Here is a 23,269-nt window from a genome sequence, read left to right on the forward strand (position 1 = left end):
CGAGTGATCACCGCCGTTCGCGGACCGGCACCACCTTCAGTTTCGGCGAGGTGAGGATTTCCCGCTCGCAGAAACGTGCCGTGACCCAGCGCTCCTCGGAATACAGCCGGGTCTGATCGGCGTAGTACGGCGAGCCCGGGTTCGAGGACTGGCTGTACGTCAGCAGGGTGCGCGCCACCGGACAGCGGCCGCCGTCCCAGCCGACCGCCTGGATGTGGCTGGAGCCGTGTACGACCTCCGGGTAGCCGCCCGCCGCCGCGTTCCAGGGGGCCTCGATCTTGTTCCACACACCGAGCGCCTCCGTACCGCCGCCCACCGGCAGCTTGCGGCCGCCCCGGACCACGAACTGGTGCTCACCCAGCGGGGCGTCCAGCGCGATCCCGGCCGCCTTCAACTCCGCCACCGCGTCCGCGAGCGCCCGCCCGATGCCGGGCGCCGCCGGGTTGAGCGTCCGGGGGGTGCGTACGGGATCGGCCGCCGAGAACGGCACCAGCCACAGGTCCCTGGCCGGGGTCGACGCCGTCAGCCTGCGCCAGAACCGGTCGAAGAGCAGCGCGCCGCGGCTGGCGCTGTCGGTCGTACGGTCCCAGCCCGCCAGCACCCCGCAGGCCGCCGAGACGTCCACCGTACTGCCGTTGCTCGCCGTCGCCGCTCCGCCGGGCAGGGCGGCGCAGGCCTTCGCCGCGTCCGCGGCAGCGAGATCACCGGCCGGAGCCCGGTTCGCGAACTGCTGCTTCTGCAGGTCCGCCACGGTCAGCCGGCCCTTCGCGGCCATCGCGGACACGTCCTCGACCGCGCCGCGGGTCCGCAGCGAGCGCGGGGTGGCGACCGTGCCCCAGATCCGCTCGTAGCCGGTCAGCGGCCGGTCGGCATTGGCCAGCCAGGCGCTGTCGTTGGAGTTCTCGGCGTACGGGGCGCCCTCCAGTGTCGGCGCCTTCCCCGGGCCGAAGACGCCCGGCTGCACCGCGTCCGGATCCGAGCCGATCGCGCAGTCGCCGCGGGAACCGTCCAGCACCGCCAGCCCCGAGGCCGGGTAGGTGGCCCGGCCCAGCGGTGTGGAGCAGCGGGCCGCCAGCTCGTCCGTGATGCGGGGGAGCACCTGGGTCTGGGTGAAGAGGGTGCCGCCGGCGGAGTCGGCGGCCACGGTGTTCACCCAGGGCAGGCCCTGCGTGCGCTTCAGCGCGTCCTGGATCCCGGCCACCGAACGCGCCCTGCCCATCGCGAGGGCGGTGTCCGAGCCGCGCAGGTTCGCCGCGTTCGGGTCGTTCAGCGCGTACGCCGTCTGCGCGGTCCAGGTCAGGGGCAGGCCCGCGCCGAGGCCGGAGAGCACCGGCCCGTAGCGGGTCCACCACTGGGTGCGGGTGACCGGGTCGCCGCCCGCCACCGGGACGGTGACGGTCCGCCGGGTCATCCGCTCCGGCTTGCCGTCGACCAGGTAGGCGGTCGGATCGGCCGGGTCCAGGACGAGCTGGTGCAGGTTGACCGGGGTGCCGGTGGCCACCGTGTGGCTCCAGGCCACCTTCTCGTTGAAGCCGATGTTGACCACGGCGGTGCCGAGGAGGGAGGCGCCCGATACGTTCAGCTCGCCCGGGATGGTCTGCTGGAACTGCCAGAACCGGCGTCCGCCCTGCCACGGGTAGTGCGGGTTGCCGAGGAGCAGGCCGCGGCCGCTCGCCGTGGTGGAGCCGGCGAAGGCCACCGCGTTGGAACCCATGTCGTACCGGCCGGTGTCGAAGAACTCGCGCGCGGCCTCGGCGGCGGCCGCCGGATCGGTCCCCTCGGGGGCGGCCGCAGCACTCGGCGCGTCCGTCGCGCCCGTTGCGCCCGCCGCGTCCGTGGTGCTCGCCGTGCCCGGGGGCTGCGCGCCCGTGATGCCGTCGACGCCGCGGCCCTGGCCGCCGAGGACGGAGACCGCGAAGCCGCGGGCGGCCACATCGGCCGTGGTGACCGGGCGGACCCAGCCGGCGCCCTTGCACGCCGGATCGGTGACCTTGTTCTGGGCCAGCCAGGCGTTGTACCCGGCGGCCCAGCCGCGCATCAGTTCCTTGAGGTCCTCGGTGGGCCCGGCCGGGTCGGGGGTCGCCAGCAGCTTCTCCACCGTGCCGGACTCCCGTACCCCCTTGAAGTAGAGGTCGCTGGAGAGGTTCTTCGTGGCCGAGGAGAGCGAGAAGTCGGGCGCCGCGTCGGCGCCGAACCAGCGCGAACGCTCACCGGCGACGGTCACGAACCCGTCCGCGAGGACGCAGACCTGGTCGGCGGCCTGGGCCCAGCCGGTGCCGAAGCCGAGCTGCGCGTAGTCGCGGGCGAGGATGTGCGGGATGCCGTTCTCGGTGTACCGGATGACGGCGGACAGCCCGCCGCGGCCGACCGGTATCCGGTCGTCGGTCGCCGCCGCGGCCTGCGGCATCGCGGCCGTCGCGGCGAGCAGAGCGGCGCCGGCGAGGGCGACGCGGCGGAGTATCGGACGAGTACTGAGGTGCAACAGTCCTCCCAAGTAGCCTGTGGGTGGGTGTGGTTACCCGCTGGACAGGCGGTGCGTCCGTGCCCCCCACACTCATGCAGGCGGTCCGATCATCTGTCAACATCCCGTTTGGTATCCGGTTATTGACCTTGGGTGCGCGGGAGGACGAGGATCGCGCCATGACGGCAGACCGGGCGGTGCGGGCAGTGCGAGCGGTGCGGGACAACACGGTCGACGGACTGGTGCACGACAGCGCGCGGCGGGTGCCCGACCGCCCCGCCGTCCGCTACCGCGAACGGACCTGGACGTACGCGGAGCTCGACGCGGCCGTCAGCACCGGCGCCGCCGTGCTGCGGGAGAGGTACGGGCTGGCCGTCGGGGACCGGGTCGCCACCTACGCCCACAACTGCGACGCCTACCTCATCGCCTACCTCGCCTGCGCCCGGGCCGGACTCACCCACGTCCCGGTCAACCAGAACCTCACCGGCGAGGACCTCGCGTACATCCTGGACAACTCCGCGAGCGCCCTGGTCCTCGCCGACCCGGACCTGGCCGGACGGATCCCCGACCGGTACCGCGTACGGGCGCTGCGCGACGCCCCGGACTCCTTCCTGGCGGAGCTGGCCGAGCCACTGCCCTTCGAGGCGGTCCGGGATCCGGGCGCGCTGGCACAGCTCCTCTACACCTCGGGGACCACCGCCCTGCCCAAGGGCGCGATGATGACCCACCGGGCGCTCGTGCACGAGTACGAGAGCGCGATCGAGGCCCTGGACCTGGACGGGGACGACAGGCCCGTGCACTCGCTGCCGCTCTACCACTCGGCGCAGATGCACGTCTTCCTGCTGCCGTACCTGGCGGTGGGCGCGCGGAACACCATCGTGGACGCGCCGGTCGCGGAGCGGATCTTCGACCTCGTCGAGGCCGGGGAGGCCGACAGCCTCTTCGCCCCGCCGACGGTGTGGATCGGCCTGGCCAACCACCCGGAGTTCGCGGTGCGTGAGCTGGGCGGGCTGCGGAAGGCGTACTACGGGGCCTCGATCATGCCGGTGCCGGTCCTTGAACGACTGCGCGGGCGGCTGCCGGGGCTCGGCTTCTACAACTGCTTCGGCCAGAGCGAGATCGGCCCGCTCGCCACGGTCCTGGGGCCGCTGGAGCACGAGGGGCGGATGGACTCCTGCGGGCGGCCGGTGCGCCACGTCGAGGCGAAGGTCGTCGACGAGGACGGCAAGGACGTGCCGGACGGAACGGCCGGCGAGGTGGTCTACCGCTCGCCGCAGCTCTGCCTGGGGTACTGGAACGACCCGGCGGCCACGGAGAAGGCCTTCCGCGACGGCTGGTTCCGCTCGGGAGACCTGGCGGTGCGTGATGCGCAGGGGTACTTCACGGTCGTGGACCGGGTGAAGGACGTCATCAACTCGGGCGGGGTGCTGGTCGCCTCACGGCAGGTGGAGGACGTGCTGTACACCCACCCGGGCGTGGCCGAGGCAGCAGTGGTGGGGCTGCCCGACGAGCGTTGGATCGAGGCGGTCACGGCGGTGGTGGTACCGCGCGGGGAGGTGACGGAGGCGGAGCTGATGGCCTATGCGCGGGAGAAGCTCGCCCACTTCAAGGCCCCGAAGCGGGTGCTCTTCGTGGACGCCCTCCCGCGCAATGCCAGCGGCAAGATCCTCAAGCGGGAACTCCGCGACCGCTTCGCGCCGCCCGGCCGCTGACGTCCGGCGCCGGGCGCCGGGCGCCGGGCGCCGGGCGCCGGGGGCCGGGGGCCGGGGGCCGACGCCGACGTCCGGCCGGGGAGCCGCCGGCCGGGGAGCCCCGGCGGTCGGTCACGGGTGGTGGGCGGCGGGGTCCTCGGGAGGGTAGACCCCGCTGCGCCGGAGCCGCCGCAGGGTGAGGTGCTCGTGCACGAGCCGGCCGACGAGCGCGCCGCCGTAGACCACGAAGCCGACGCCGACCAGCCAGGACTGGACGACGAGCAGGGTGCCGAAGGGCCCGTAGATCACCGCGTTGGACGCGATGAGCGGGGAGAACACCAGCTGCGAGAAGATCCGCAGCCCCAGCAGCCCGAGGCTGGTCGCCACGGCTCCCGGTACCAGGGCACGCCAGCGGACCCGGCCGCCGAGCAGCAGCCGCTGCGAGCCGACGAAGAACAGGCACGTGCCGACGAGGTCGCCCAGCGCGCCGAGGACCGTGCCTATGACGCCGTTCGAGGGTGCGGGGATCCCCACCAGCAGGCCGAGGTAGCAGACCAGCAGGGCGAGCCAGACGACGTGCCGCCACATGGTGTGCCAGCGCATCGTCGGCAGGTCCCAGACCTTCTCGTAGCCGGTCTGGACGGCCGACCCGAAGGTCAGGCCGAACACCGCGAGGGCGGCCAGACCGAAGGCGGTGGTCCGCTCCAGCGCCAGGTCCGCCGCGCCGAAGAGCATCTCGACCCGGACCCGCGAGGCCTCCGTCACCCCGAGAGCCTGGCCGAGCCACCGGCCGAAGCCCGAGCCGCTCCCGGGCGCTGCGGCCGCGACCACCACCAGCAGCGGCACCAGGGTGAGGAACCCGAGGGCCGCGAAGCCCATCGCCCGGTGCATGAGCTCCATCTCCCGGCCACGGCTCCAGGCCAGCCCCACCTGGGAGCCCTGGAGCCGGTCGTGGAGCTGCCGGAGGGTGGAGATCACACGTCATGCCCTACCCGCGCGCGCCGATCCGCTCCCGGCAGCCACCTCGAAATGGGCCCGAAGGGGTGGTTTCAGCCGCCCGGACAGGGCCTACCCGGTGCCGCGGAGGTCGACCAGTCTCTTGATCTTCCCGACCGAGCGCTCCAGCGTCTCCGGGTCGACCACCTCGACCCGGACGGAGACCCCGATCCCCTCCTTGACGGCCCGGACCACGGCGGTGGCCGCGGCCTGCCGCCGGTCGGCGCCGGCCTCACGGCGCGCCTCCACCCGTACCGTCAGGGCGTCCATCCGCCCCTCCCGGGTCAGCCGCAGCTGGAAGTGGGGCGCCAGGCCGGGCGTCCGCAGCAGGATCTCCTCGATCTGGGTCGGGTACATGTTCACCCCACGCAGGATGATCATGTCGTCGCTGCGGCCCGTGATCTTCTCCATCCGGCGGAAGGCCGGCCGGGCCGTACCGGGCAGCAGCCGCGTCAGATCCCGCGTGCGGTAGCGGATGACGGGCATGGCCTCCTTGGTGAGGGAGGTGAACACCAGCTCGCCGGGCTCGCCGTCCGGGAGCACCGCGCCGGTCAGCGGATCGACCACCTCGGGATAGAAGTGGTCCTCCCAGATGTGCAGGCCGTCCTTGGTCTCGGCGAACTCCTGTGCCACCCCCGGCCCGATGACCTCGGACAGGCCGTATATGTCCACCGCGTCGATGCCGAGCCGTTCCTCGATCTCCCGGCGCATCTCCTCGGTCCACGGCTCCGCGCCGAAGATCCCCGTCCGCAGCGAGGTGGCGCGCGGGTCGATGCCCTGGTGCTCCATCTCGTCCAGGAGGGTCAGCATGTAGGAGGGGGTCACCATGATGACCTCCGGCCGGAAGTCCTCGATGAGCCGGACCTGGCGGTCCGTCATCCCGCCCGAGGCGGGCACGACTGTACATCCCAGGCGCTCGGCGCCGTAGTGCGCGCCCAGGCCGCCCGTGAACAGCCCGTACCCGTAGGCGATGTGGATGATCTGGCCGGGACGTCCGCCCGCCGCGCGTATCGACCGGGCGACGACATCCGCCCACATGGCGAGGTCCCCGTCGGTGTACCCGACGACGGTCGGCCGCCCGGTGGTGCCGCTGGAGGCGTGGATGCGGCGCACCTGCGAGCGCGGCACGGCGAACATCCCGAAGGGGTACTGGTCGCGCAGGTCGGCCTTGGTGGTCAGGGGGAACAGGGAGAGGTCGGCGAGCGACCGGCAGTCGTCGGGATGCACTCCCGCCTTGTCGAAGGCCTGCCGGTAGAAGGGCACCTTCTCGTAGGCACGGTGCAGGGTGGCGCGCAGCCGGGTGAGCTGGAGGGCTGCCAGCTCGTCACGGCCCAGCCGCTCGCCCTCGTCGTGGAGATCCGTGTACGCCGCCATTGCCGTCACCTCACCAAGAGAACCGACCGATCATTCGGTAGATTGCCAGGAGCCGGCAGGTGAAGGCAATGACTCGAACGAGTGATCGCCTTTTGTGTCGGCCGGTACGCCCACCGGTGTTCCCGATGGCCGGTGGGTCATCAAGATCAGCGGGATGGGACACTGGCCTGCCGTACCGCGCACCGGGAGGACGACATCATCATCATGCGACGGAGGCAGGCGCGCACAGCCCTGGCGTCCCTGGCCCTGGCCGCATTGACGGCGGCGACGGCGACTGCCTGCGCGTTCCCCCTGCAGGACCTCGGCCCGCTGCCTCCGCGATACTCGGGTCCGCCGCTGCCCGCCGACACGGTGGTGTCGGAGATGACGTCGGTTCTGGCTGCAGAGGGCATCACGGTGGAGAGGGAGCCCTCCGGGGTTCTGGGCAGGTGCTGGGAACGCCTCTCGGGACGCCACGCGCCGGAGACGGTGGAGGCGGCCCTGAAGGCGGCCGTCGCGCGGGCCCGTTCCGAGCACGGCTGGCAGACCGGCCCCGATACGGCTGGGGAGAGGCTGACCCTGACGAAGGGCAACTGGACGGTCATGGCCGGCTTCGCGGCTGAGGTGCCGGCGGGTGGGCAGGCGCCGGTCATCGTGTCGCTGACGTGCGTGGACGGCGGCGACACCACCACCGCCCCCACGGAGCCCTCTGCCCCGTCCCTCGCACCCGCACCCGCGCCCGCATCGACCTGAGCGAACGCCCGGGGGTGCGACCCGTACGACCCGCCGGGCGGGGCCCGGCTACGCCGTGTCCGCCTCCGTCGCCACCGCCTTCGCCCAGCGGTAGTCCGCCTTGCCGCTCGGGGAGCGCTGGATCTCGGGTGCGATCACCAGCTGGCGCGGGATCTTGTACCCCGCGAGCCTGGTGCGGCAGTGGCTCTGGATCTGGTCCAGGGACGGCGCCCGGGCCCCCTCCCGGACCTGCACCACCGCGGCCACGTGGCTGCCCCAGGTCGGGTCCGCCACCCCGGCGACCAGGGCGTCGTACACGTCGGGGTGGGACTTCAGCGCCTGCTCCACCTCTTCCGGGTACACCTTCTCGCCGCCCGTGTTGATGCACTGCGAGCCGCGTCCGAGCACCGTGACGATGCCCTGCTCGTCCACGGTCGCCATGTCGCCGAGGAGCACCCAGCGCTCCGTGCCCTTCTGGAAGAAGGTCTCGGCGGTCTTCGCCGCGTCGTTGTAGTAGCCGAGCGGCACGTGCCCGCGCTGGGCGAGGCGTCCCGGTACGCCCACCGCCACCGGCTCGTGCGTCGCCGGATCCACCACCTGCGTAAGGTCGTTGACCTCCAGCCGGAAGCCCTTCTCCGGGCCGGAGTCGTCCGTGGCCCGCCCGTTGGACCCGGACTCGGACGACCCGAAGTTGTTCAGGAGCAGGACGTTCGGCACCAGCCGCTGGAACTCGGCGCGCACCGTCTCCGACATGATCGCCCCGGACGAGGAGACGCTGAACAGCGAGGACAGGTCCGTGCCCTTGAGCGGCCCGTTCAGGGCGTCGATCAGCGGTCTCAGCATCGCGTCGCCCACCAGCGACACGCTGGAGACCTTCTCCTTCTCGATGGTCCGGAGTACTTCCTCGGGCGCGTACTTGCGGTGGATGACCACCCGCTGGCCGTAGTTGAAGGCGATGAATGAGGTCAGTGTCGACGTGCCGTGCATCAGCGGCGGCGCCGGGAAGAAGGTGAGCCCGGCGCCGCGTGCCCGGACCCGCTCGGCCAGTTCCTCCGGCCGTTTCACCGGCTCGCCCGACGGTTCGCCGCCGAAGAGCCCGGCGAAGAAGAGGTCCTCGGCCCGCCACATCACACCCTTGGGCATGCCCGTCGTGCCACCGGTGTAGATGATGAACAGGTCGTCGGGGCTGCGCGGAGGGAAGCCCCGGCCGGGCGAGCCGGCCGCCTCTGCCTCCGCGTACGGGACCGGCGCGATCGACGGCTCCGGGGCGCCCTCGGGGGCCCGGCCGACCCGGATCAGGTGCCGGAGCCCCGTCGTCTGCGGCAGCGCGGCCGCGACCCGTTCGGTGAACTCGCCCTCGAAGACCAGGGCGGCGAGATCGGCGTCGTTGTAGAGGTAGACCAGCTCCTCCTCCACGTACCGGTAGTTGACGTTCACAGGGACCAGCCGGGCCTTCAGGCAGGCCAGTACGGTCTGCAGGTACTCGATCCCGTTGTAGAGGTGGAGGCCCAGGTGCTCACCGGCCTTCAGCCCGCTGTCCAGCAGGTGGTGCGCGATCCGGTTCGCCGCCGTGTCGAGCTCCGCGTACGTCAGGCGGCGCTCGGCGCCGGTCCCGGGGTGGTCCACGTACACCAGGGCCTCGCGGTCCGGGACCACGTCCACGACCGACTCGAACAGGTCGGCAAGGTTGTACTCCACCGTTCCTCCTGACCCCGTGACTGGTCTGCTCCGGCGGTCATTAGAGCGTCGGAGACGGCAACTGGGAAGGGCACCGCCCAAGAAATCTGACTGAGTGTCAGAAAACTATTGAACTGCACCCGCCCCTACTGCAACCTGTTCTAGGTCTTGAGACGGGAGGACGGCAATGGGTGGGACAGAACACCTGACCGTGGATCGGCACGGCGCCACGCTGGTGCTCACCATGAACAGGCCCGAGGCGAAGAACGCGCTCTCGCTGCCGCTGCTGGTGGGGCTGTACGACGGCTGGCTGGAGGCGGACGCCGACGACGGGATCCGCTCCATCGTCCTGACCGGCGCGGGCGGGGACTTCTGCGCCGGAATGGACCTCAAGGCCCTGGCCGGCAAGGGAATGGCGGGCGACCAGTACCGGGACCGCCTGAAGGCCGACCCCGACCTGCACTGGAAGGCGATGCTGCGCCACCACCGCCCGCGCAAGCCGGTCATCGCGGCGGTGGAGGGGTACTGCGTGGCGGGCGGTACGGAGATCCTCCAGGGCACGGACATCCGGGTCGCCGCCGAGGGCGCCACCTTCGGGCTGTTCGAGGTCAAGCGCGGGCTCTTCCCGATCGGCGGCTCCACGGTGCGGCTGCCGCGGCAGATCCCGCGGACGCACGCCCTGGAGATGCTGCTGAGCGGACGCCCCTACTCCGCGGCGGAGGCCGAACGCATCGGGCTGGTCGGGCGGGTGGTGCCGGACGGTACGGCGCTGGCGGCCGCCCTGGAGATCGCGGAACGGATCAACGCGTGCGGGCCGCTGGCGGTGGAGGCGGTCAAGGCGTCGGTCTACGAGACCGCGGAGCTGACGGAGCGGGAGGGACTGGCGTCGGAACTCCTGCGGGGGTGGCCGATCTTCGACACGGCCGATGCGAAGGAGGGGGCGCGGGCCTTCGCGGAGAGGCGGCCCGCGGTGTACCGGCGCGAGTAGTTCGGGCCGCGGCCGTGGCCGCCTGTGCCTGTGCCTGTGCCCGGGGCCGCGCCTGTGGCCGGGTGCGGCGCCGTTGCCGGGGGCGCTGCCCCCCGACCCCCGCGCCTCAAACGCCGGCGAGGCTGAAAGAGCGCCTCAAACGCCGGCGAGGCTGAAAGAGCGCCTCAAACGCCGGCGAGGCTGGAACGAGTGCCGGGCAGGGCTGAAAGAGCGCGGCCCGGGTCGAAAGAGCGCGGCCGGGGCCGAAAGAGCGCCGGGGCGGGGCCGAGAGAACACCGGCGAGGCTGAACGAGCGCCGGGCGGGCTGAAATCACCGGAATCGATCGCATCGGAGAATCGCCATGACAGCTGCCTCCCCACCGGAGGTGCTCCGCGCGCCCCTCGTCGTCGAGTTCCCCTTCACCCGGTCCCTCGGGCCCGTCCAGAGCGCCTTCCTCACCGGGCTGCGCGAGGGCGTCGTCCTCGGGGTGAAGACCTCCGACGGCAAGGTGATGGTCCCGCCCGTCGAATACGACCCCGTCACCGCCGAGGAGATCCGCGAGCTCGTCGAGGTCGGCGCCACCGGTACCGTCACCACCTGGGCGTGGAACGACCGCCCCCGCCCCCAGCAGCCCCTGGACACCCCCTTCGCCTGGGTGCTGGTCAAGCTCGACGGAGCGGACACCGCCCTCCTGCACGCCCTCGACGCGCCCGGCCCCGACGCCGTCCGCACCGGCATGCGCGTACGCGTCCGCTGGGCCGCCGAACGCACCGGCGCCATCACCGACATCGCCTGCTTCGAACCGTACGAGGGACCCGGGGGCGGGGGGCCCGTCCCGCACGACGGGGACTTCACCGACGCCGTCACCGGCATCGTCGCCGAGGCCCGCCTCGACTACGTCTACAGCCCCGGCCGTGCCCAGACCGCGTACATCAACGCCCTCTCCGAGCGGCGGACCGTCGGCGAGCGCTGCCCCTCCTGCCACAAGGTGTACGTCCCGCCACGCGGCGCCTGCCCCACCTGCGGGGTCGCCACCACCGACCAGGTCGAGGTCGGCCCGGCCGGCACGGTCACCACCTACTGCATCGTCAACATCAAGGCGAAGAACCTCGACATCGAAGTGCCCTACGTCTACGCCCACATCGCCCTCGACGGCGCCGGCCTCGCCCTCCACGGCCGGATCGGCGGCATCCCCTACGACCAGGTGCGCATGGGCCTGCGCGTCGAGCCGGTATGGACCGAGGGCGGCCGCCATCCCGACCACTACCGCCCCACCGGCGAACCGGACGCGGACTACGACGCGTACAAGGAGCTCATCTGATGGCCGGATACGCCCGCGAGGTCGCGGTGGTCGCCTTCGCGCAGAGCGACCACCTGCGCCGCACCGACGAGCTCAGCGAGGTGGAGATGGTCATGCCCGTCCTCCACCGGGTGCTGGCCGCGACCGGCCTGAAGGCCGGCGAGATCGGTTTCACCTGTTCCGGCTCCAGCGACTACCTCGCCGGCCGGGCCTTCTCCTTCACCATGACCCTCGACGGGGTCGGGGCCTGGCCGCCGATCTCCGAGTCGCACGTCGAGATGGACGGCGCCTGGGCCCTCTACGAGGCCTGGGTCAAGATCCAGACCGGCGAGGCGGACACCGCGCTCGTCTACTCGTACGGGAAGTCCTCGCCCGGATCCGTACGCGACGTCCTCACCCGCCAGCTCGACCCGTACTACGTCGCTCCGCTCTGGCCCGACTCGGTGGCCCTGGCCGCCCTCCAGGCGCAGGCCCTGATCGACGCGGGCGAGACCGACGAGAGCGCCCTGGCCGCCGTCGGCGCGCGCAGCCGGGCCGATGCCGAGGCCAACCCGCACGCCCAGCTCCGCGGCCCCGTCCCGCAGGGGGACTACCAGGTTCGGCCGCTGCGCACCGGGGACTGCCCGCCCGTGGGCGACGGCGCGGCCGCCGTCGTCCTGGCCGCGGGCGACCTCGCGCGGCAGCTGTGCGAACGCCCCGCCTGGATCACCGGCATCGACCACCGCATCGAGGCCCACAGCCTGGGCCTGCGCGACCTCACCGACTCCCCGTCCACCCGGCTCGCCGCCGAACACGCGGGGGTCTTCGAAGCCCCGGTGGACACGGCCGAACTGCACGCGCCCTTCTCCTCCCAGGAGGTCGTGCTCCGCAAGGCGCTCGGGCTCACCGAGGGCGTGGCCGTCAACCCCTCCGGGGGAGCGCTCGCCGCCAACCCGATGATGGCCGCCGGCCTGATCCGCATCGGGGAGGCGGCCGCCCGGATCCACCGCGGCGCCGCGAACCGGGCCGTCGCCCACGCCACCTCCGGCCCCTGCCTCCAGCAGAACCTGGTCGCCGTCCTGGAAGGGGACCCAAGGTGAGTAAAGAGCCCGTGGCCGTGGTCGGAATCGGCCAGACCAAGCACGTGGCGGCCCGCCACGACGTGTCCATCGCCGGACTCGTCCGCGAGGCGGCCGCACGCGCCCTCGCGGACGCCGAGCTGACCTGGTCGGACATCGACGCGGTCGTCATCGGCAAGGCCCCCGACTTCTTCGAGGGGGTGATGATGCCCGAGCTGTACCTGGCGGACGCCCTCGGCGCCGTCGGCAAGCCGATGCTGCGCGTGCACACGGCCGGTTCGGTCGGCGGGTCGACCGCCCTGGTCGCCTCCAACCTGGTGGCCGCCCGCGTCCACCGCACCGTCCTCACCCTCGCCTTCGAGAAGCAGTCCGAATCCAACGCCATGTGGGGCCTGTCGCTCCCCGTTCCCTTCCAGCAGCCGCTGCTCGCGGGCGCCGGCGGATTCTTCGCCCCGCACGTGCGCGCCTACATGCGGCGTACCGGCGCGCCGGACACGGTGGGCTCGCTGGTGGCGTACAAGGACCGGCGCAACGCCCTGAAGAACCCGTACGCGCACCTGCACGAACACGACCTCACCCTGGAGAAGGTCCAGGCGTCGCCGATGCTGTGGGACCCGATCCGCTACTCGGAGACCTGCCCCTCCTCGGACGGCGCGTGCGCGATGATCCTCACCGACCGGGCGGGCGCGGCCCGTTCGCCGAAGCCGGCGGCCTGGGTGCACGGCGGGGCCATGCGCAGCGAGCCCACCCTCTTCGCGGGCAAGGACTTCGTCTCCCCGCAGGCCGGCAAGGACTGCGCGGCCGACGTGTACCGCCAGGCCGGCATCACCGACCCGCGCCGGGAGATCGACGCGGTGGAGATGTACGTGCCGTTCTCCTGGTACGAGCCGATGTGGCTGGAGAACCTCGGCTTCGCGGAGGAGGGCGAGGGCTGGAAGCTCACCGAGGCCGGGGTCACCGAACTCGACGGGGACCTTCCGGTCAACCCCTCGGGCGGCGTGCTGTCCACCAACCCGATCGGCGCCTCCGGCATGATCCGCTTCGCGGAGGCGGCCCTCCAGGTCCGCGGCCAGGCCGGCGAACATCAGGTTCCGGGCGCCCGCCGGGCGATGGGCCACGCGTACGGCGGCGGCTCGCAGTTCTTCGCGATGTGGCTGGTGGGGGCACAGGAGCCGACCTCCTGAACACGGGCCCGGCCGACGACGGAGGGGCCGGCCGGGGTGCCGGACCGGCCACGGGTGACGCACCGTGGCCTGTCCGGCACCCGCTGCGGTGGTTAACCTTGCCCCCGGACGACGTACCGGGAGGAGCACGCACGTGGCCGAGAGCATGACTTCACAGCCCCTCGCTGGCTGGGGAAAGCCGCACCTCGATCTCACCGAGGCCGAGTGGCGGTCGAGCAGCCGGGGAGCGGGCGACGTCCAGATCGCCTTCGTCGAGGGCTTCATCGCGATGCGCAACAGCGAGCGCCCCGAGAGCCCTTCGCTGATCTTCTCGCCGGACGAGTGGCACAAGTTCGTACTGAACGCGCGGGGCGGTGAATTCGACCTGACCTAGGGATCCACGGATATCCCGCACTGGGCGCACCACCGGGCGCGGAGCCGCCGCCCCGGTGGGCCGCCGAATCCCGTTGCGCCCCAGGGGGCGCCCCGGCAGGATGGGTCCGTGACGATCATCCGCCGAAAGGGCGATGCCGCGTAGACGGCCCGGCGCGCTGCGCGCCGCACGAGGAACCCACGCCGGTCGGCGGCCACCCGCCTGGGCGCGCGAACTCCCGCCCGTGGACCGGCTGCCGCCCGTCGCGAGCGCCGAGGTCCAGTGGACGGCCCCCGGCCGCTCCCACCCGCTCGGGGATCTGTTGCGGCGCTACCGCGCCTTCCTGCGGAGCCCCGGCTCCCGCCTGCGCCCGACCCGCGCCGTCTGCCCGGCCCCGCTGTGCGCGCTCGACGACGTCGCCGTGGTCCGGGACGAGCTCGCCGACGCGTACCGGGCCCTGCCGCCCGGGGCCCGGCGCGCACTGGGCCGCCTACTGCGGCTCCTCGACGCGGAGTTCCGCAGGCGGACCGTGTTCGACCGGGACGCCGCCACCACGGACCGGTCGGGGAGCCCGCGCCCGTGGTGGCACCGGCGGCTCTATGCGTACGAGTGACAGGAGAACGATGGAAGCGGAACGGCTCCAGGAAGTGGAGCTGCGGATCGTGGCGCCGGCGGCGGGATGGGTGCAGGTCCGGCCCGCAGCCGGTGCTCATCCACCCTGATGCGGCAGCGGATCGGGAGGGCCGGCCGTGGCCGCAGCTCGGGGTGACCCCGGACGTCGGCGACGGGGACCCGGCGGCGCAGGCGGACCGCCTCGCGGCGCACCTGGCGTCCGGTGACCGGCAGGAGCTCGCCGAGGTATGGGGCCGCTCCGCGCACTACTCCGAGGATTACCCGTGAACCGGAGCCCCCACCCCGCACGGCCGCGGACCGGGAACTGCCGGGGCGATCGGTAGGGTGGCCGTATGAGTGGAGAGCAGGACCTGCGGAAACTCCTGAGCGGGATGCGGCCGGAATTGCACGAGGGGCGATACGTCTTCTGTACCGTCGCCGGGGCCACCGTTCCCGCCGGGACCGCACCCGTCGCCACGGTGCTGGAGACCGAGGGCCTCACCCTGGTACTGCGCCAGGAGGACGCGGACGCGGCCGGGCTCGCCTACGACTGCACCGCCGGCTGGATCACCCTGCGGATCCACTCCGCGCTCGACGCCGTCGGACTCACCGCCGCCTTCGCCACCGAGCTCGGCGCACACGGTCTGAGCTGCAACGTCATCGCCGGCTACCACCACGATCACCTCTTCGTGGACGCCGACCGGGCCACCGAGGCCGTGGCCGTCCTGGAAGGCCTCGCCGCCCGCTCCGCACAGCACTGATCCTCCCCGGAAAAGAAGATCGGATTCTTTTCCGCAGTGGCATCCCTTGCGCCATGCGCCGGGCGTACGCTGAACCCCCGAACAGGCCTGGGGGGTACCAGCCATGACGGACCGCCGGACCCGCACACGGCGCACAATGGTCGAACGCGATGCCGAACTCGCCATCGTCGAAGAGGCCCTGGACGAGCTCACCGGTCCCGGGCCGGACGCCGGCGGCGCCCTGCTCGCCTTCTCCGGCCCCGCGGGACTCGGCAAGACCACGCTGCTCGCCGAACTGCGCCGCCGCGCCCACGCCCGCAACTGCACCGTCCTCGCCGCCCGGGGCGGCGAGCAGGAGCAGAGCCAGCCCTTCCACGTCGCCCGCCAGCTGATCCAGCCGCAGCTCGCCGGCACCTCCGAGCAGGAGCTGCGCGCCGCCCTCGGGGGCTGGTACCCCATCGTCGGCCCGGCCCTCGGACTCTGCGCCCCCGAACAGGGCGTCCCGCCCGATCCCCAGGGTCTGCGCGACGGACTCGACTGGGTCCTCACCCACCTCGTCGTCAAGCGCGCCCCCGTCGCCCTCGTCCTCGACGACGCCCACTGGGCCGACCCGGAGTCCCTCGGCTGGCTCGCCGCCTTCGCCCCGCGCGCCGAACACCTCCCGCTGCTCCTCGTCGTCGCCTACCGCCCCGACGAACTGCCCGAGCACGCCGAGGCCTTCCGCACGCTGCCCGGCCGGGCGGGACAGCGCCCGCTGCCCCTGGCACCGCTCACCCCGGCCGCCGTCGCCACCCTGGTCCGCGAGGCCGTCGGCGCACACGCCGACGACGCCTTCTGCCAGGAGGCCTGGGCCGTCACCACCGGCAACCCCTTCGAGGCCGTCGAACTCACCGCCAAGGTCCGGGGCAAGGGCCTGACCCCGGTCGAGGTGAACGCCCCGCAACTGCGCGACCTCGTCGCCGCCCAGCGCGGCAGCGGCCTCGTGGCCCGCCTGGAACGCCTCGGCCCCTCCACCGTCCGCTTCGCCTGGGCCTGCGCCGTCCTCGGCACCGCCATCCCGCGGGGCCTCGCCGCCCGGGTCGCCGCCCTCGGCGCCGAGGAGGCCGTGGACGCCACCCGGCGGCTGCGCGACGCCCGCATCCTCTCGGCCGCCACCACCGAGGAAGCAGACGCCGAAGCCGGGCTGGAGTTCGTCCACCCCCTCATCGCCACCGCCATCTACCGTGCCATCCCCGACGCGCTCCGCGTCGCCCTGCACGGCAAGGCGGCGGCCGCCGTCGTCGACGCCGGACTCGGTTCCTCCGCGGCGGCGCGCCACCTGCTCGAGACCCACCCCGAGAACGACCCCTGGGTGGTACGCACCCTGCGCGAGGCCGCCGGCGAGAACCTCCGGGCCGGCGCCCCCGAGGCCGCCCGCCGCCAGCTCGCCCGCGCCCTGCTCGAACCCCCGGACTTCGACGAACGCGCCGCCGTCCTCTACGAACTGGGCTGCGCCTCCCTGCTCACCGAGCCCGCCAACACCGTCAACCATCTGCGGGCCGCGCTCGCCGAGCCCTCCGACGACCCGGCCCTGCGCCAGGGCATCGTCATCCGGCTCGCCCAGGTCCTCGCGCACAGCGACCGGCTCGCCGAGGCCTCGGAATCGCTCGCGCGGGAGATCCCGTACACCCAGGACGTGCGCGCCCGGCTGCGCCTGCAGTCCGAGCAGTTCATGTGGGACGCCTTCAACGCCGCGGAGACCGACTCCCCGGCCCGCTCCCGGCGGCTCACCCGGCTCGCCGACCGGCTGACCGGGCGCGACCTCACCGAGCGGTACATCATCGGGCTGCGCGCCTGGGACGCCTGCCTGCGCGGAGAGCCCGTGGACGTGGTGCTGCACCACGCCGGACGGGTCCTGGAGCAGCCCTTCAGCTGGGCCCACGAGGACCGCGGCTTCGAGGTCCCGGTCCTGGCCGCGATGGTCCACATGTACGCCGACCGGCCCGGACGCGCCGAGGAGCTGTTCGAAGCGGGCACTGCCGAGTTCGAGCGGCACGGCTGGCGCGGGGCGCACCTCTCCTTCGCCTACAGCCTGCGGGCCTACGTCCGCTACCGGCGCGGGCGGCTCGTGGAGGCCGAGGAACTGGCGCGGGCCGGGCTGCGGCTCGCCGAGCGCGTGGGCCGCCGCACGCCGGTGCACTGGTACGCCATAGCCATCCTCCTCACGACCCTGCTCGCACGGGGCCGGCCCGAGGAGGCCTGGGAACTGGCCCGGGAGCACGAGTACGGCGCCCCCTTCCCGGCGGCCGTGGTCTTCCCCGACTCCCAGACCGTGTACGCCGAACTGCTCCTGTCCCGGGGCGAGGTGCAGGCCGCGATCGTCGAACTGGAGGCGGTCGAACGGCGGCTGACCCCGCGCGGCATCCAGAACCCGGCCTGGTGCCCGTGGCAGCTGCACCTGGCCCGGGCGGTGGCCGCGGACGATCCGCAGCGGGCCCGCGCCCTGGCCGACGACGCCGTCCGGCGGGCCCGCGCCTTCGGCGCCGCCTCGGCCATCGGCCAGGCCCTGCGGGTGGCGGCGCAGGTCGCGGAACCCGGGTACCGGGCCGCGCTCCTCAAGGAGGCGGTCACCCTGCTCTCGGCCTCACCGGCGGGCTACGAACTGGCCTGCGCCCTGAACGCGCTCGGCACCGAGCTGCGCGATCCGGACCTGCTGATGCAGGCCCTCGTGACGGCGCGGGAATGCGGTGCGGACGGGCTGGCCGCCCGGACGGCCGAGACCCTGCTGGGGCTCGGCGGCACGCTCCCGTGCGGGCTGGCCTGGGAGGACGGGCTCACGGAGGAGGAGATCCGGGCCGCGGACCTCGCCGTACGGGCCGAGAAGGAGCCCGTCACGGAGGCGGTGGTGCTGCCCGCTCCGGACTGGGCACTGTCGGCGGCCTGCCGCAAGCTGGGCACCGACCGGCCCGGGCTCAGGGACGCACTGGAGGCGTTCGCCCGCAGCTCAATGTGATCGGACCCGCCGCCCGCCGGGCAGGGTGAACCCCATGGATCACGTCGAGAGACTCGCCGCCTTCCGGACCGAGGCGACGGCGTTCGAGAAGGCGGTGCGCCGGGCGTTCGACCTCGGCGAGCCGGTGCCGGCGGTCCCGTCGTGTCCCGGCTGGACGGTCACGGACCTCGTCACGCACCTGGGCGGAGTGCACCGCTACCTCGCGCACGTCCTGCGCGAGCGGCTCACGGCCCCGCCCGACCCCGCCGGCCTCGCCCTCCCCGAGGTCCCGGACGACCCGGACGCACTGACCGAGTGGTTCGCGCAGGGCGCCCGCGAGCTGGCGGAGCTCTTCCACGAGCTGGGGCCGGACGCTGCGCTCTGGACCTGGTCGGTGGAGCAGACCTCAGGATTCTGGCTGCGGATGCAGTTGATCGAGTTGGCCGTGCACCGCTGGGACGCCGAATCCGCGACCGGCACCCCGGGCCGCCTCGCCCCGGACGTCGCCGCGGACGCCGTGACCCAGACGATCGAGGTGATGGCCCCGGCCCGCCGCGGCTGGCGGCAGGCACCGCCGGGCGCGGGGGAGAGGTACCGCTTCCGGCGTACCGACGGTCCGGAAGCGTGGACGGTCGCCCTCTCGGGTGACCGGGTCCTGCTGGAGTCCGCTCCCACCGGCCCGGCCGACGTCGAGGCCGCGGGCAGCGCCTGCGACCTCGCCCTGTTCCTCTGGGGCCGTCTGCCGGCCACCGCGCTGCGCGTCACGGGCGACGCCGCCCTGCTCCCGCACTGGTTCACCCTGGTCCCCCCGGTCTGACGGCCCGGGCCGGCGGGCCGGGCCGGGCAGGTCCCCGGATGCGGGCCCCCGGACCGGAAAACTCGCGCGGCCACGTACCATGGCGGCATGTCCTTCCTCCGCCGCCACCGCGCCGCCACACCCGCCGGCCCGGACTTCGACGTCCTGGCCATGGACCCGGGGGACTGGCCGGGCAATCTCGGGGCCGGGCTGCTGCCCGCGCCCGACGGCAGCTGCCAGGGTGTTTTCCTCCGCTACGACCTGTTCGGCGGACGCGGCCCCGCGATGATCATCGGAAACCTCCCCGAGGGTTCCCCGGCCCGGGACCTCACCGACAGCCAGATCCCCTTCGAGGTGGCCCAGCTCCTCGACGCACTGGAGAACGACGAGGACGTCGAGGTCACCGGCGTCGAGGACTGCCCCGTCATGCAGGGCGACAACCTCCTCATCGTCCGGAAGATCAAGCTGTCGGAGTCCCGCATCTCCTGCGTCCAGTTCGACCGCAGCGACAACGTGCTGGTCACCATCGCCAGCTGGGACCGCCCGATCACCGATGACCTCTACGCCCTCCTGAAGCCGCTCCCCGCCGAGCTCTTCCAGCAGGGCTGACCGCCCCGCCTCCGGGAGCGACCGCGGACGTCACGCGTCCGCGATGGCGTTCGCCGCCACGTAGCCGAACGTCATCGCGGGGCCGATCGTCGATCCGGCCCCCGCGTAGCTGTGGCCCATCACCGCCGCGCTCGCGTTGCCGGCCGCGTACAGGCCCGGGATCGCCGAACCGTCCGGCCGCAGGGCCCGCGCCCGGGCGTCCGTCACGATGCCGCCCTTCGTACCGAGGTCCCCCGGCACGATCTTGAACGCGTAGAACGGTGGGACCCAGACGGGTGCCAGACATGAGTTCGGGTGCACGTTCGGGTCCGTGTAGTAGTGGTCGTACGCCGTGTCGCCGCGGTGGAAGTCGGCGTCGTCGCCGCTCCAGGCCTGGGCGTTGAACCGGCTCAATGTCGCCCGCAGCGCACCCGCCGGCACCCCGATCTGGCCGGCGAGCGCGTCCCAGGTCCACGCCTTCTTCGCCGCGCCCGCCTGGTACCACGAGTCCGGGAAGGGCAGCGTCGGCAGGATGTCCTTGAACAGGTACTTGTTGCGGTAGTTCTGATCGACGATCAGCCATGCCGGGATGTGCGAGCCGACCGCACCCCGGTCCTTCTCGTACATCACGTGCACCACATCGCTGTACGGCGCCGCCTCGTTGACGAACCGCGCGCCGTTCGCGTTCACGATCAGCCCGCCCGGCAGGGTCCGTTCGGCGAGGCAGAAGTACGGCTCCCCGGGCAGCGGGATCGACGGCCCCCACCAGGCGTCGTCCATCAGCGCCAGCGAGGCCCCGGCCCGCTGACCCGCCCGGATCCCGTCGCCGGTGTTCTCCTTCGCACCCACCGACCACTGGGTGCCGATCGGCTGCTGCTGGTACTGCGCCCGCATCTGCGCATCGTGCTCGAAACCGCCCGAGCCGATGACCACCCCGCGCCGGGCCCGTACGGTGCCCCGTACGCCCTGCTGCTCCACCACCACGCCGGTGACCGCGCCGCCCTCCTGAACCAGGTCCACCAGCGGGCTGTTCAGCCACACCGGAACCCCGGCCCGCTGGAGTCCGGCGCGCAGCCCGGCCGCCAGGGCCTGGCCCATCGTCAGCGGCTTCTCGCCGCGCAGCGCCGCCTTCGTACCGCGCGCCAGGCACTCGGTGGAGACGGCGAGCCCCTTGGCACTCACCGCCGCCAGGTTCAGCCACTTGTAGTCCTGGCTGAAGACCACCATCCCGGAAGGGACCGGCATGTACGCGGGGTTCAGGCAAGCCAGTTCGGCGCCCAGGATGTTCCCGTCGATCTGGTCCGGCTCGATGGAGCGGCCGTTCGGCAGACCGCCCGGCAAGTTGGGGTAGTAGTCGCTGTATCCCTCCATGAAGCGGAACCGCAGCGGGCTGTTGGCCATCACGAAGTCCAGCATCCGGGGCCCGTTGGCGAGGAACGCGGCCTGCCGGTCGGCCGGCACCTCGGGCCCGACGACGGCCGCGAGGTACGTCGCCGCCTTCTGCGGGGTGTCCGGTACCCCCGCGCCCAGGATCACCGAGTTGTTGGGCAGCCAGATGCCTGCTCCCGAGCGTGCGGCCGATCCTCCGAAGGTCGGGGCCTTCTCGACCACGAGCACGCTCAGCCCCCGCCGGGCGGCGGTGAGGGCGGCGGTCATCCCGGCGGCGCCGGATCCGACCACGACGACGTCGTACTCGCCGAGCGGGGGACCGTCCTGGGCGCTGTCGGCCCGGGCGGCGGCGGACGGCAGCACGGTGGCGGCGAGCACCCCGGCCCCGGTACCGGCGAGGACCGTACGTCTGGACGGGAGGGCGGCGGGGGAGGTGCGTGAAGCGCTTGCGGACATGGGCAGGCTCCAGCGGAGTCGGGGAGGAGGGGATGTGCCTCCAGCATTTCTGATGCTCAGTCAGAGAAGGTGTTCGGGGGATCATGTGATGTCAAGGCATCCGGCACCCCGGGACAGCGCCGAGCGTTCAGCCCTCCGCCCGGATCCGGGCGTCCAGTTCCTTCACGTGCCGCTTGAGGGCCACGGTCCGGTAGCTCTCCTCCACCCACTCGCACAACACCTGCACGGAGGGCGCCCCCTGCCCGGCCAGCGGCAGGGACACCCAGCCGGAACGGCCCAGGCCGTAACCGGTGGGCTCCGCTCCCGGCGCGGTCATCGCATGCCCGTGCAGCGCCTCGTCCTTGAGCTTGACGGACAGGCCGGGCTGCTGGGGCCCGTCGGTGTTCCCCAGGAATACGAAGATCTTCTTGTTCACCTTCACCACACAGTCCTCGGGACCCCAGGGATGGTCCTCCACGGCCTCCGGAAGGCCGAGGGCGAACTGCCGGACCGCCTCCCACTTGCGCACTCCGGACTTCATAGCGCCTCCCGTCGATCGTCCCCCCACGCTAACGGAGCCCGCCGGGGCATTCCCGTACCCGCGCACCCGTGAACGGGCGAAGCCCCGCGGCGGTGGGGGCCACGGGACTTCGCGTAACGGGGGACGGTCAGCGCGTGCCGACCGCCGCGCGCACCGCACGGCGCGCCATCCCTGCATCGTCGTGCAGGCGGCGGAGCAGCAGCCGCTGCTCCTCGCCGGAGGACAGGGAGCCCACCGGCAGCGGCTGCGCCGGGGCGGTCGCCAGCATCGAGCGCTGCACGGCCGTCTCGGACATCCGGATCTCCCGGGTCAGCACCAGCATCAGGTTGACCAGGAAGGCGTCCCGTGCGGCGGGACCCGCCGACTGCGCGAGCCGGCTGATCTGGGCGCGGGCGGCCGGGGCGTCGCCCAGCACCGTCCACAGCGTGGCCAGGTCGTATCCCGGCAGGTACCAGCCGGCGTGCTCCCAGTCGAGCAGCACCGGACCGGCCGGCGACAGCAGCAGGTTCGACAGCAGGGCGTCCCCGTGGTTGAACTGCAGGGCCGTGCCCGACAGCTTCACACCGTGCAGCAGCTTCTGAAGGTCACCGAGGTCCCGGTCGGTCAGCAGCCCCAACTCGTAGTCGCGGGCGATCCGCCGCGCGTAGTTCATCGGGGTACCGAACAGCTCCGCCGGCGGCCGCCACTGGTTGACCCGGCACACCGCGCCCAGGGCCGCCCGGAGGTCCACCCGCGGCGGCGGCTCCACCGGGTGCCGCTGCAGCGCCGCGACCCGGCCCGCCATCCGCTCCACCACCAGCGTGCAGTTCTCGGGGTCGGCGGCGATCAGCCGCGGCACCCGGACCGGCGGGCGGTGCCGGACGAAGGCCCGGTATGCCGCTATTTCGTGCCGGTAGCGCTCACGCCATTCCGGCGAGTGGTCCAGTAAAACCTTGGCGACGGCGGTCATCCGTCCGGTGGTGCCCACCAGGAGGACCGAGCGGCCGCTGCGCCGCAGTACCTGCACCGGGGCGAACTCCGGACAGATCCGCTGCACCGAGGCGAGTGCGGTGCGCAGCTGCGCCCCCTGCGGCCCCGAGAGATCGATTCTGCCGCTGACGGGCTGTGATCCGGTACCCGGCATTCGCCGCGCCCGGACGACGCCCTGCGCCGGAGCCGACGGGCGGCCGGGTTCGAGGTAGGGGCCGCCGCCCGCCGGAAGCGTGCGGTGCGGCCGGACCGGTGCGGACACGGAGGACGTTGCTGCGTACATGGTGATACGGATCCCTTCGTGCGCCGACGAGTTGCGTACGCCGCCCCGCCGGATCCCGTACTTCACCCTGGGGAGTTCCGCCGGTGAACCGGGTCGGGGAGGCGCATTCCTACCTGACACCCGGCGCAAGGTGGCGAACCATCGGGCGTGCCCTGGCGAAGCCTGGCGAATAG

The 23,269-nt window shown here is 72.9% G+C and carries 20 protein-coding genes; 13 read left to right on the forward strand and 7 right to left on the reverse strand.

From position 1 onward, the window contains the following. Positions 1–7: 7 nt before the first annotated feature. Positions 8–2,482 carry a penicillin acylase family protein gene (locus tag OG373_RS35165; RefSeq protein ID WP_405442639.1) on the reverse strand — a complete coding sequence of 825 codons (2,475 nt, stop codon included), beginning with the start codon at positions 2,480–2,482 and terminating at the stop codon, positions 8–10. A 158-nt stretch (positions 2,483–2,640) separates the two neighbouring features. Here OG373_RS35165 and OG373_RS35170 point away from each other — a divergent pair, with 158 nt between their 5' ends. Beyond that, positions 2,641–4,173 carry a fatty acyl-CoA synthetase gene (locus OG373_RS35170; RefSeq protein ID WP_405442640.1) on the forward strand — a complete coding sequence of 511 codons (1,533 nt, stop codon included), beginning with the start codon at positions 2,641–2,643 and terminating at the stop codon, positions 4,171–4,173. A 111-nt stretch (positions 4,174–4,284) separates the two neighbouring features. Here the strand turns inward: OG373_RS35170 and OG373_RS35175 are convergent, their stop codons facing one another. Together OG373_RS35175 and paaK are read right to left on the reverse strand one after the other, a co-directional pair. Continuing rightward, a complete protein-coding gene (locus OG373_RS35175; RefSeq protein ID WP_405442641.1) occupies positions 4,285–5,130 on the reverse strand; it encodes a YhjD/YihY/BrkB family envelope integrity protein in 846 nt (281 codons plus the stop codon). A 90-nt stretch (positions 5,131–5,220) separates the two neighbouring features. Next, a complete protein-coding gene (gene paaK, locus OG373_RS35180) occupies positions 5,221–6,522 on the reverse strand; it encodes a phenylacetate--CoA ligase PaaK (RefSeq protein WP_405442643.1) in 1,302 nt (433 codons plus the stop codon). 204 nt (positions 6,523–6,726) lie between these two features. Between paaK and OG373_RS35185 the strand changes: the two genes are divergently transcribed. Further along, positions 6,727–7,254 carry a hypothetical protein gene (locus tag OG373_RS35185; protein ID WP_405442645.1) on the forward strand — a complete coding sequence of 176 codons (528 nt, stop codon included), beginning with the start codon at positions 6,727–6,729 and terminating at the stop codon, positions 7,252–7,254. A 48-nt stretch (positions 7,255–7,302) separates the two neighbouring features. Here OG373_RS35185 and OG373_RS35190 read toward each other — a convergent pair whose 3' ends face one another. After that, complete coding sequence (locus OG373_RS35190) at positions 7,303–8,931, reverse strand: acyl-CoA synthetase (RefSeq protein WP_405442646.1); 1,629 nt, start codon at positions 8,929–8,931, stop codon at positions 7,303–7,305. 166 nt (positions 8,932–9,097) lie between these two features. Here OG373_RS35190 and OG373_RS35195 point away from each other — a divergent pair, with 166 nt between their 5' ends. The 11 genes from OG373_RS35195 to OG373_RS35245 all read left to right on the forward strand — a co-directional run bounded on the left by OG373_RS35195 (position 9,098) and on the right by OG373_RS35245 (position 19,500). Further along, entirely contained in the window at positions 9,098–9,898 is an 801-nt protein-coding gene (locus OG373_RS35195; protein WP_405442648.1) for a crotonase/enoyl-CoA hydratase family protein, read from the forward strand. A 341-nt stretch (positions 9,899–10,239) separates the two neighbouring features. Further along, positions 10,240–11,199 carry a Zn-ribbon domain-containing OB-fold protein gene (locus OG373_RS35200; protein WP_405442649.1) on the forward strand — a complete coding sequence of 320 codons (960 nt, stop codon included), beginning with the start codon at positions 10,240–10,242 and terminating at the stop codon, positions 11,197–11,199. Next, the gene (locus tag OG373_RS35205) at positions 11,199–12,257 is read left to right on the forward strand and encodes a thiolase domain-containing protein (protein WP_405442651.1); all 1,059 of its coding nucleotides are present in this window, start codon (positions 11,199–11,201) and stop codon (positions 12,255–12,257) included. The genes OG373_RS35200 and OG373_RS35205 overlap by 1 nt, the downstream gene beginning before the upstream one ends. Next, positions 12,254–13,420, forward strand: a complete 1,167-nt coding sequence (locus OG373_RS35210) for a thiolase domain-containing protein (protein ID WP_405442653.1) — start codon at positions 12,254–12,256, stop codon at positions 13,418–13,420. The genes OG373_RS35205 and OG373_RS35210 overlap by 4 nt, the downstream gene beginning before the upstream one ends. 145 nt (positions 13,421–13,565) lie before the next feature. Further along, the gene (locus OG373_RS35215) at positions 13,566–13,793 is read left to right on the forward strand and encodes a DUF397 domain-containing protein (RefSeq protein ID WP_405444313.1); all 228 of its coding nucleotides are present in this window, start codon (positions 13,566–13,568) and stop codon (positions 13,791–13,793) included. 133 nt (positions 13,794–13,926) lie between these two features. Next, the gene (locus tag OG373_RS35220; RefSeq protein ID WP_405442654.1) at positions 13,927–14,385 is read left to right on the forward strand and encodes a hypothetical protein; all 459 of its coding nucleotides are present in this window, start codon (positions 13,927–13,929) and stop codon (positions 14,383–14,385) included. A gap of 152 nt (positions 14,386–14,537) precedes the next feature. Beyond that, positions 14,538–14,672: a hypothetical protein gene (locus OG373_RS35225; RefSeq protein ID WP_405442655.1), complete on the forward strand. Its 135-nt coding sequence runs from the start codon at positions 14,538–14,540 to the stop codon at positions 14,670–14,672. A 65-nt stretch (positions 14,673–14,737) separates the two neighbouring features. Further along, a complete protein-coding gene (locus OG373_RS35230) occupies positions 14,738–15,145 on the forward strand; it encodes an ACT domain-containing protein (protein ID WP_405442657.1) in 408 nt (135 codons plus the stop codon). Positions 15,146–15,281: 136 nt separating this feature from the next. Next, complete coding sequence (locus OG373_RS35235; RefSeq protein WP_405442658.1) at positions 15,282–18,116, forward strand: ATP-binding protein; 2,835 nt, start codon at positions 15,282–15,284, stop codon at positions 18,114–18,116. 34 nt (positions 18,117–18,150) lie between these two features. Then, complete coding sequence (locus OG373_RS35240) at positions 18,151–18,912, forward strand: maleylpyruvate isomerase family mycothiol-dependent enzyme (protein WP_405442659.1); 762 nt, start codon at positions 18,151–18,153, stop codon at positions 18,910–18,912. 87 nt (positions 18,913–18,999) lie between these two features. After that, positions 19,000–19,500, forward strand: a complete 501-nt coding sequence (locus tag OG373_RS35245) for a hypothetical protein (protein WP_030384415.1) — start codon at positions 19,000–19,002, stop codon at positions 19,498–19,500. Positions 19,501–19,530: 30 nt separating this feature from the next. Here OG373_RS35245 and kstD read toward each other — a convergent pair whose 3' ends face one another. The 3 genes from kstD to OG373_RS35260 all read right to left on the reverse strand — a co-directional run bounded on the left by kstD (position 19,531) and on the right by OG373_RS35260 (position 23,096). After that, on the reverse strand, positions 19,531–21,324 hold the full coding sequence (gene kstD, locus OG373_RS35250) for a 3-oxosteroid 1-dehydrogenase (RefSeq protein ID WP_405442660.1): 1,794 nt from the start codon (positions 21,322–21,324) through the stop codon (positions 19,531–19,533). A gap of 127 nt (positions 21,325–21,451) precedes the next feature. Then, the gene (locus OG373_RS35255; RefSeq protein ID WP_405442661.1) at positions 21,452–21,844 is read right to left on the reverse strand and encodes an MmcQ/YjbR family DNA-binding protein; all 393 of its coding nucleotides are present in this window, start codon (positions 21,842–21,844) and stop codon (positions 21,452–21,454) included. Between the two features lie 127 nt (positions 21,845–21,971). Continuing rightward, positions 21,972–23,096, reverse strand: a complete 1,125-nt coding sequence (locus OG373_RS35260) for an aminoglycoside phosphotransferase family protein (RefSeq protein ID WP_405442663.1) — start codon at positions 23,094–23,096, stop codon at positions 21,972–21,974. Between the last annotated feature and the right edge of the window lie 173 nt (positions 23,097–23,269).

The organism is Streptomyces avidinii (assembly GCF_045161815.1).
GTDB classification, from domain to species: domain Bacteria; phylum Actinomycetota; class Actinomycetes; order Streptomycetales; family Streptomycetaceae; genus Streptomyces; species Streptomyces avidinii.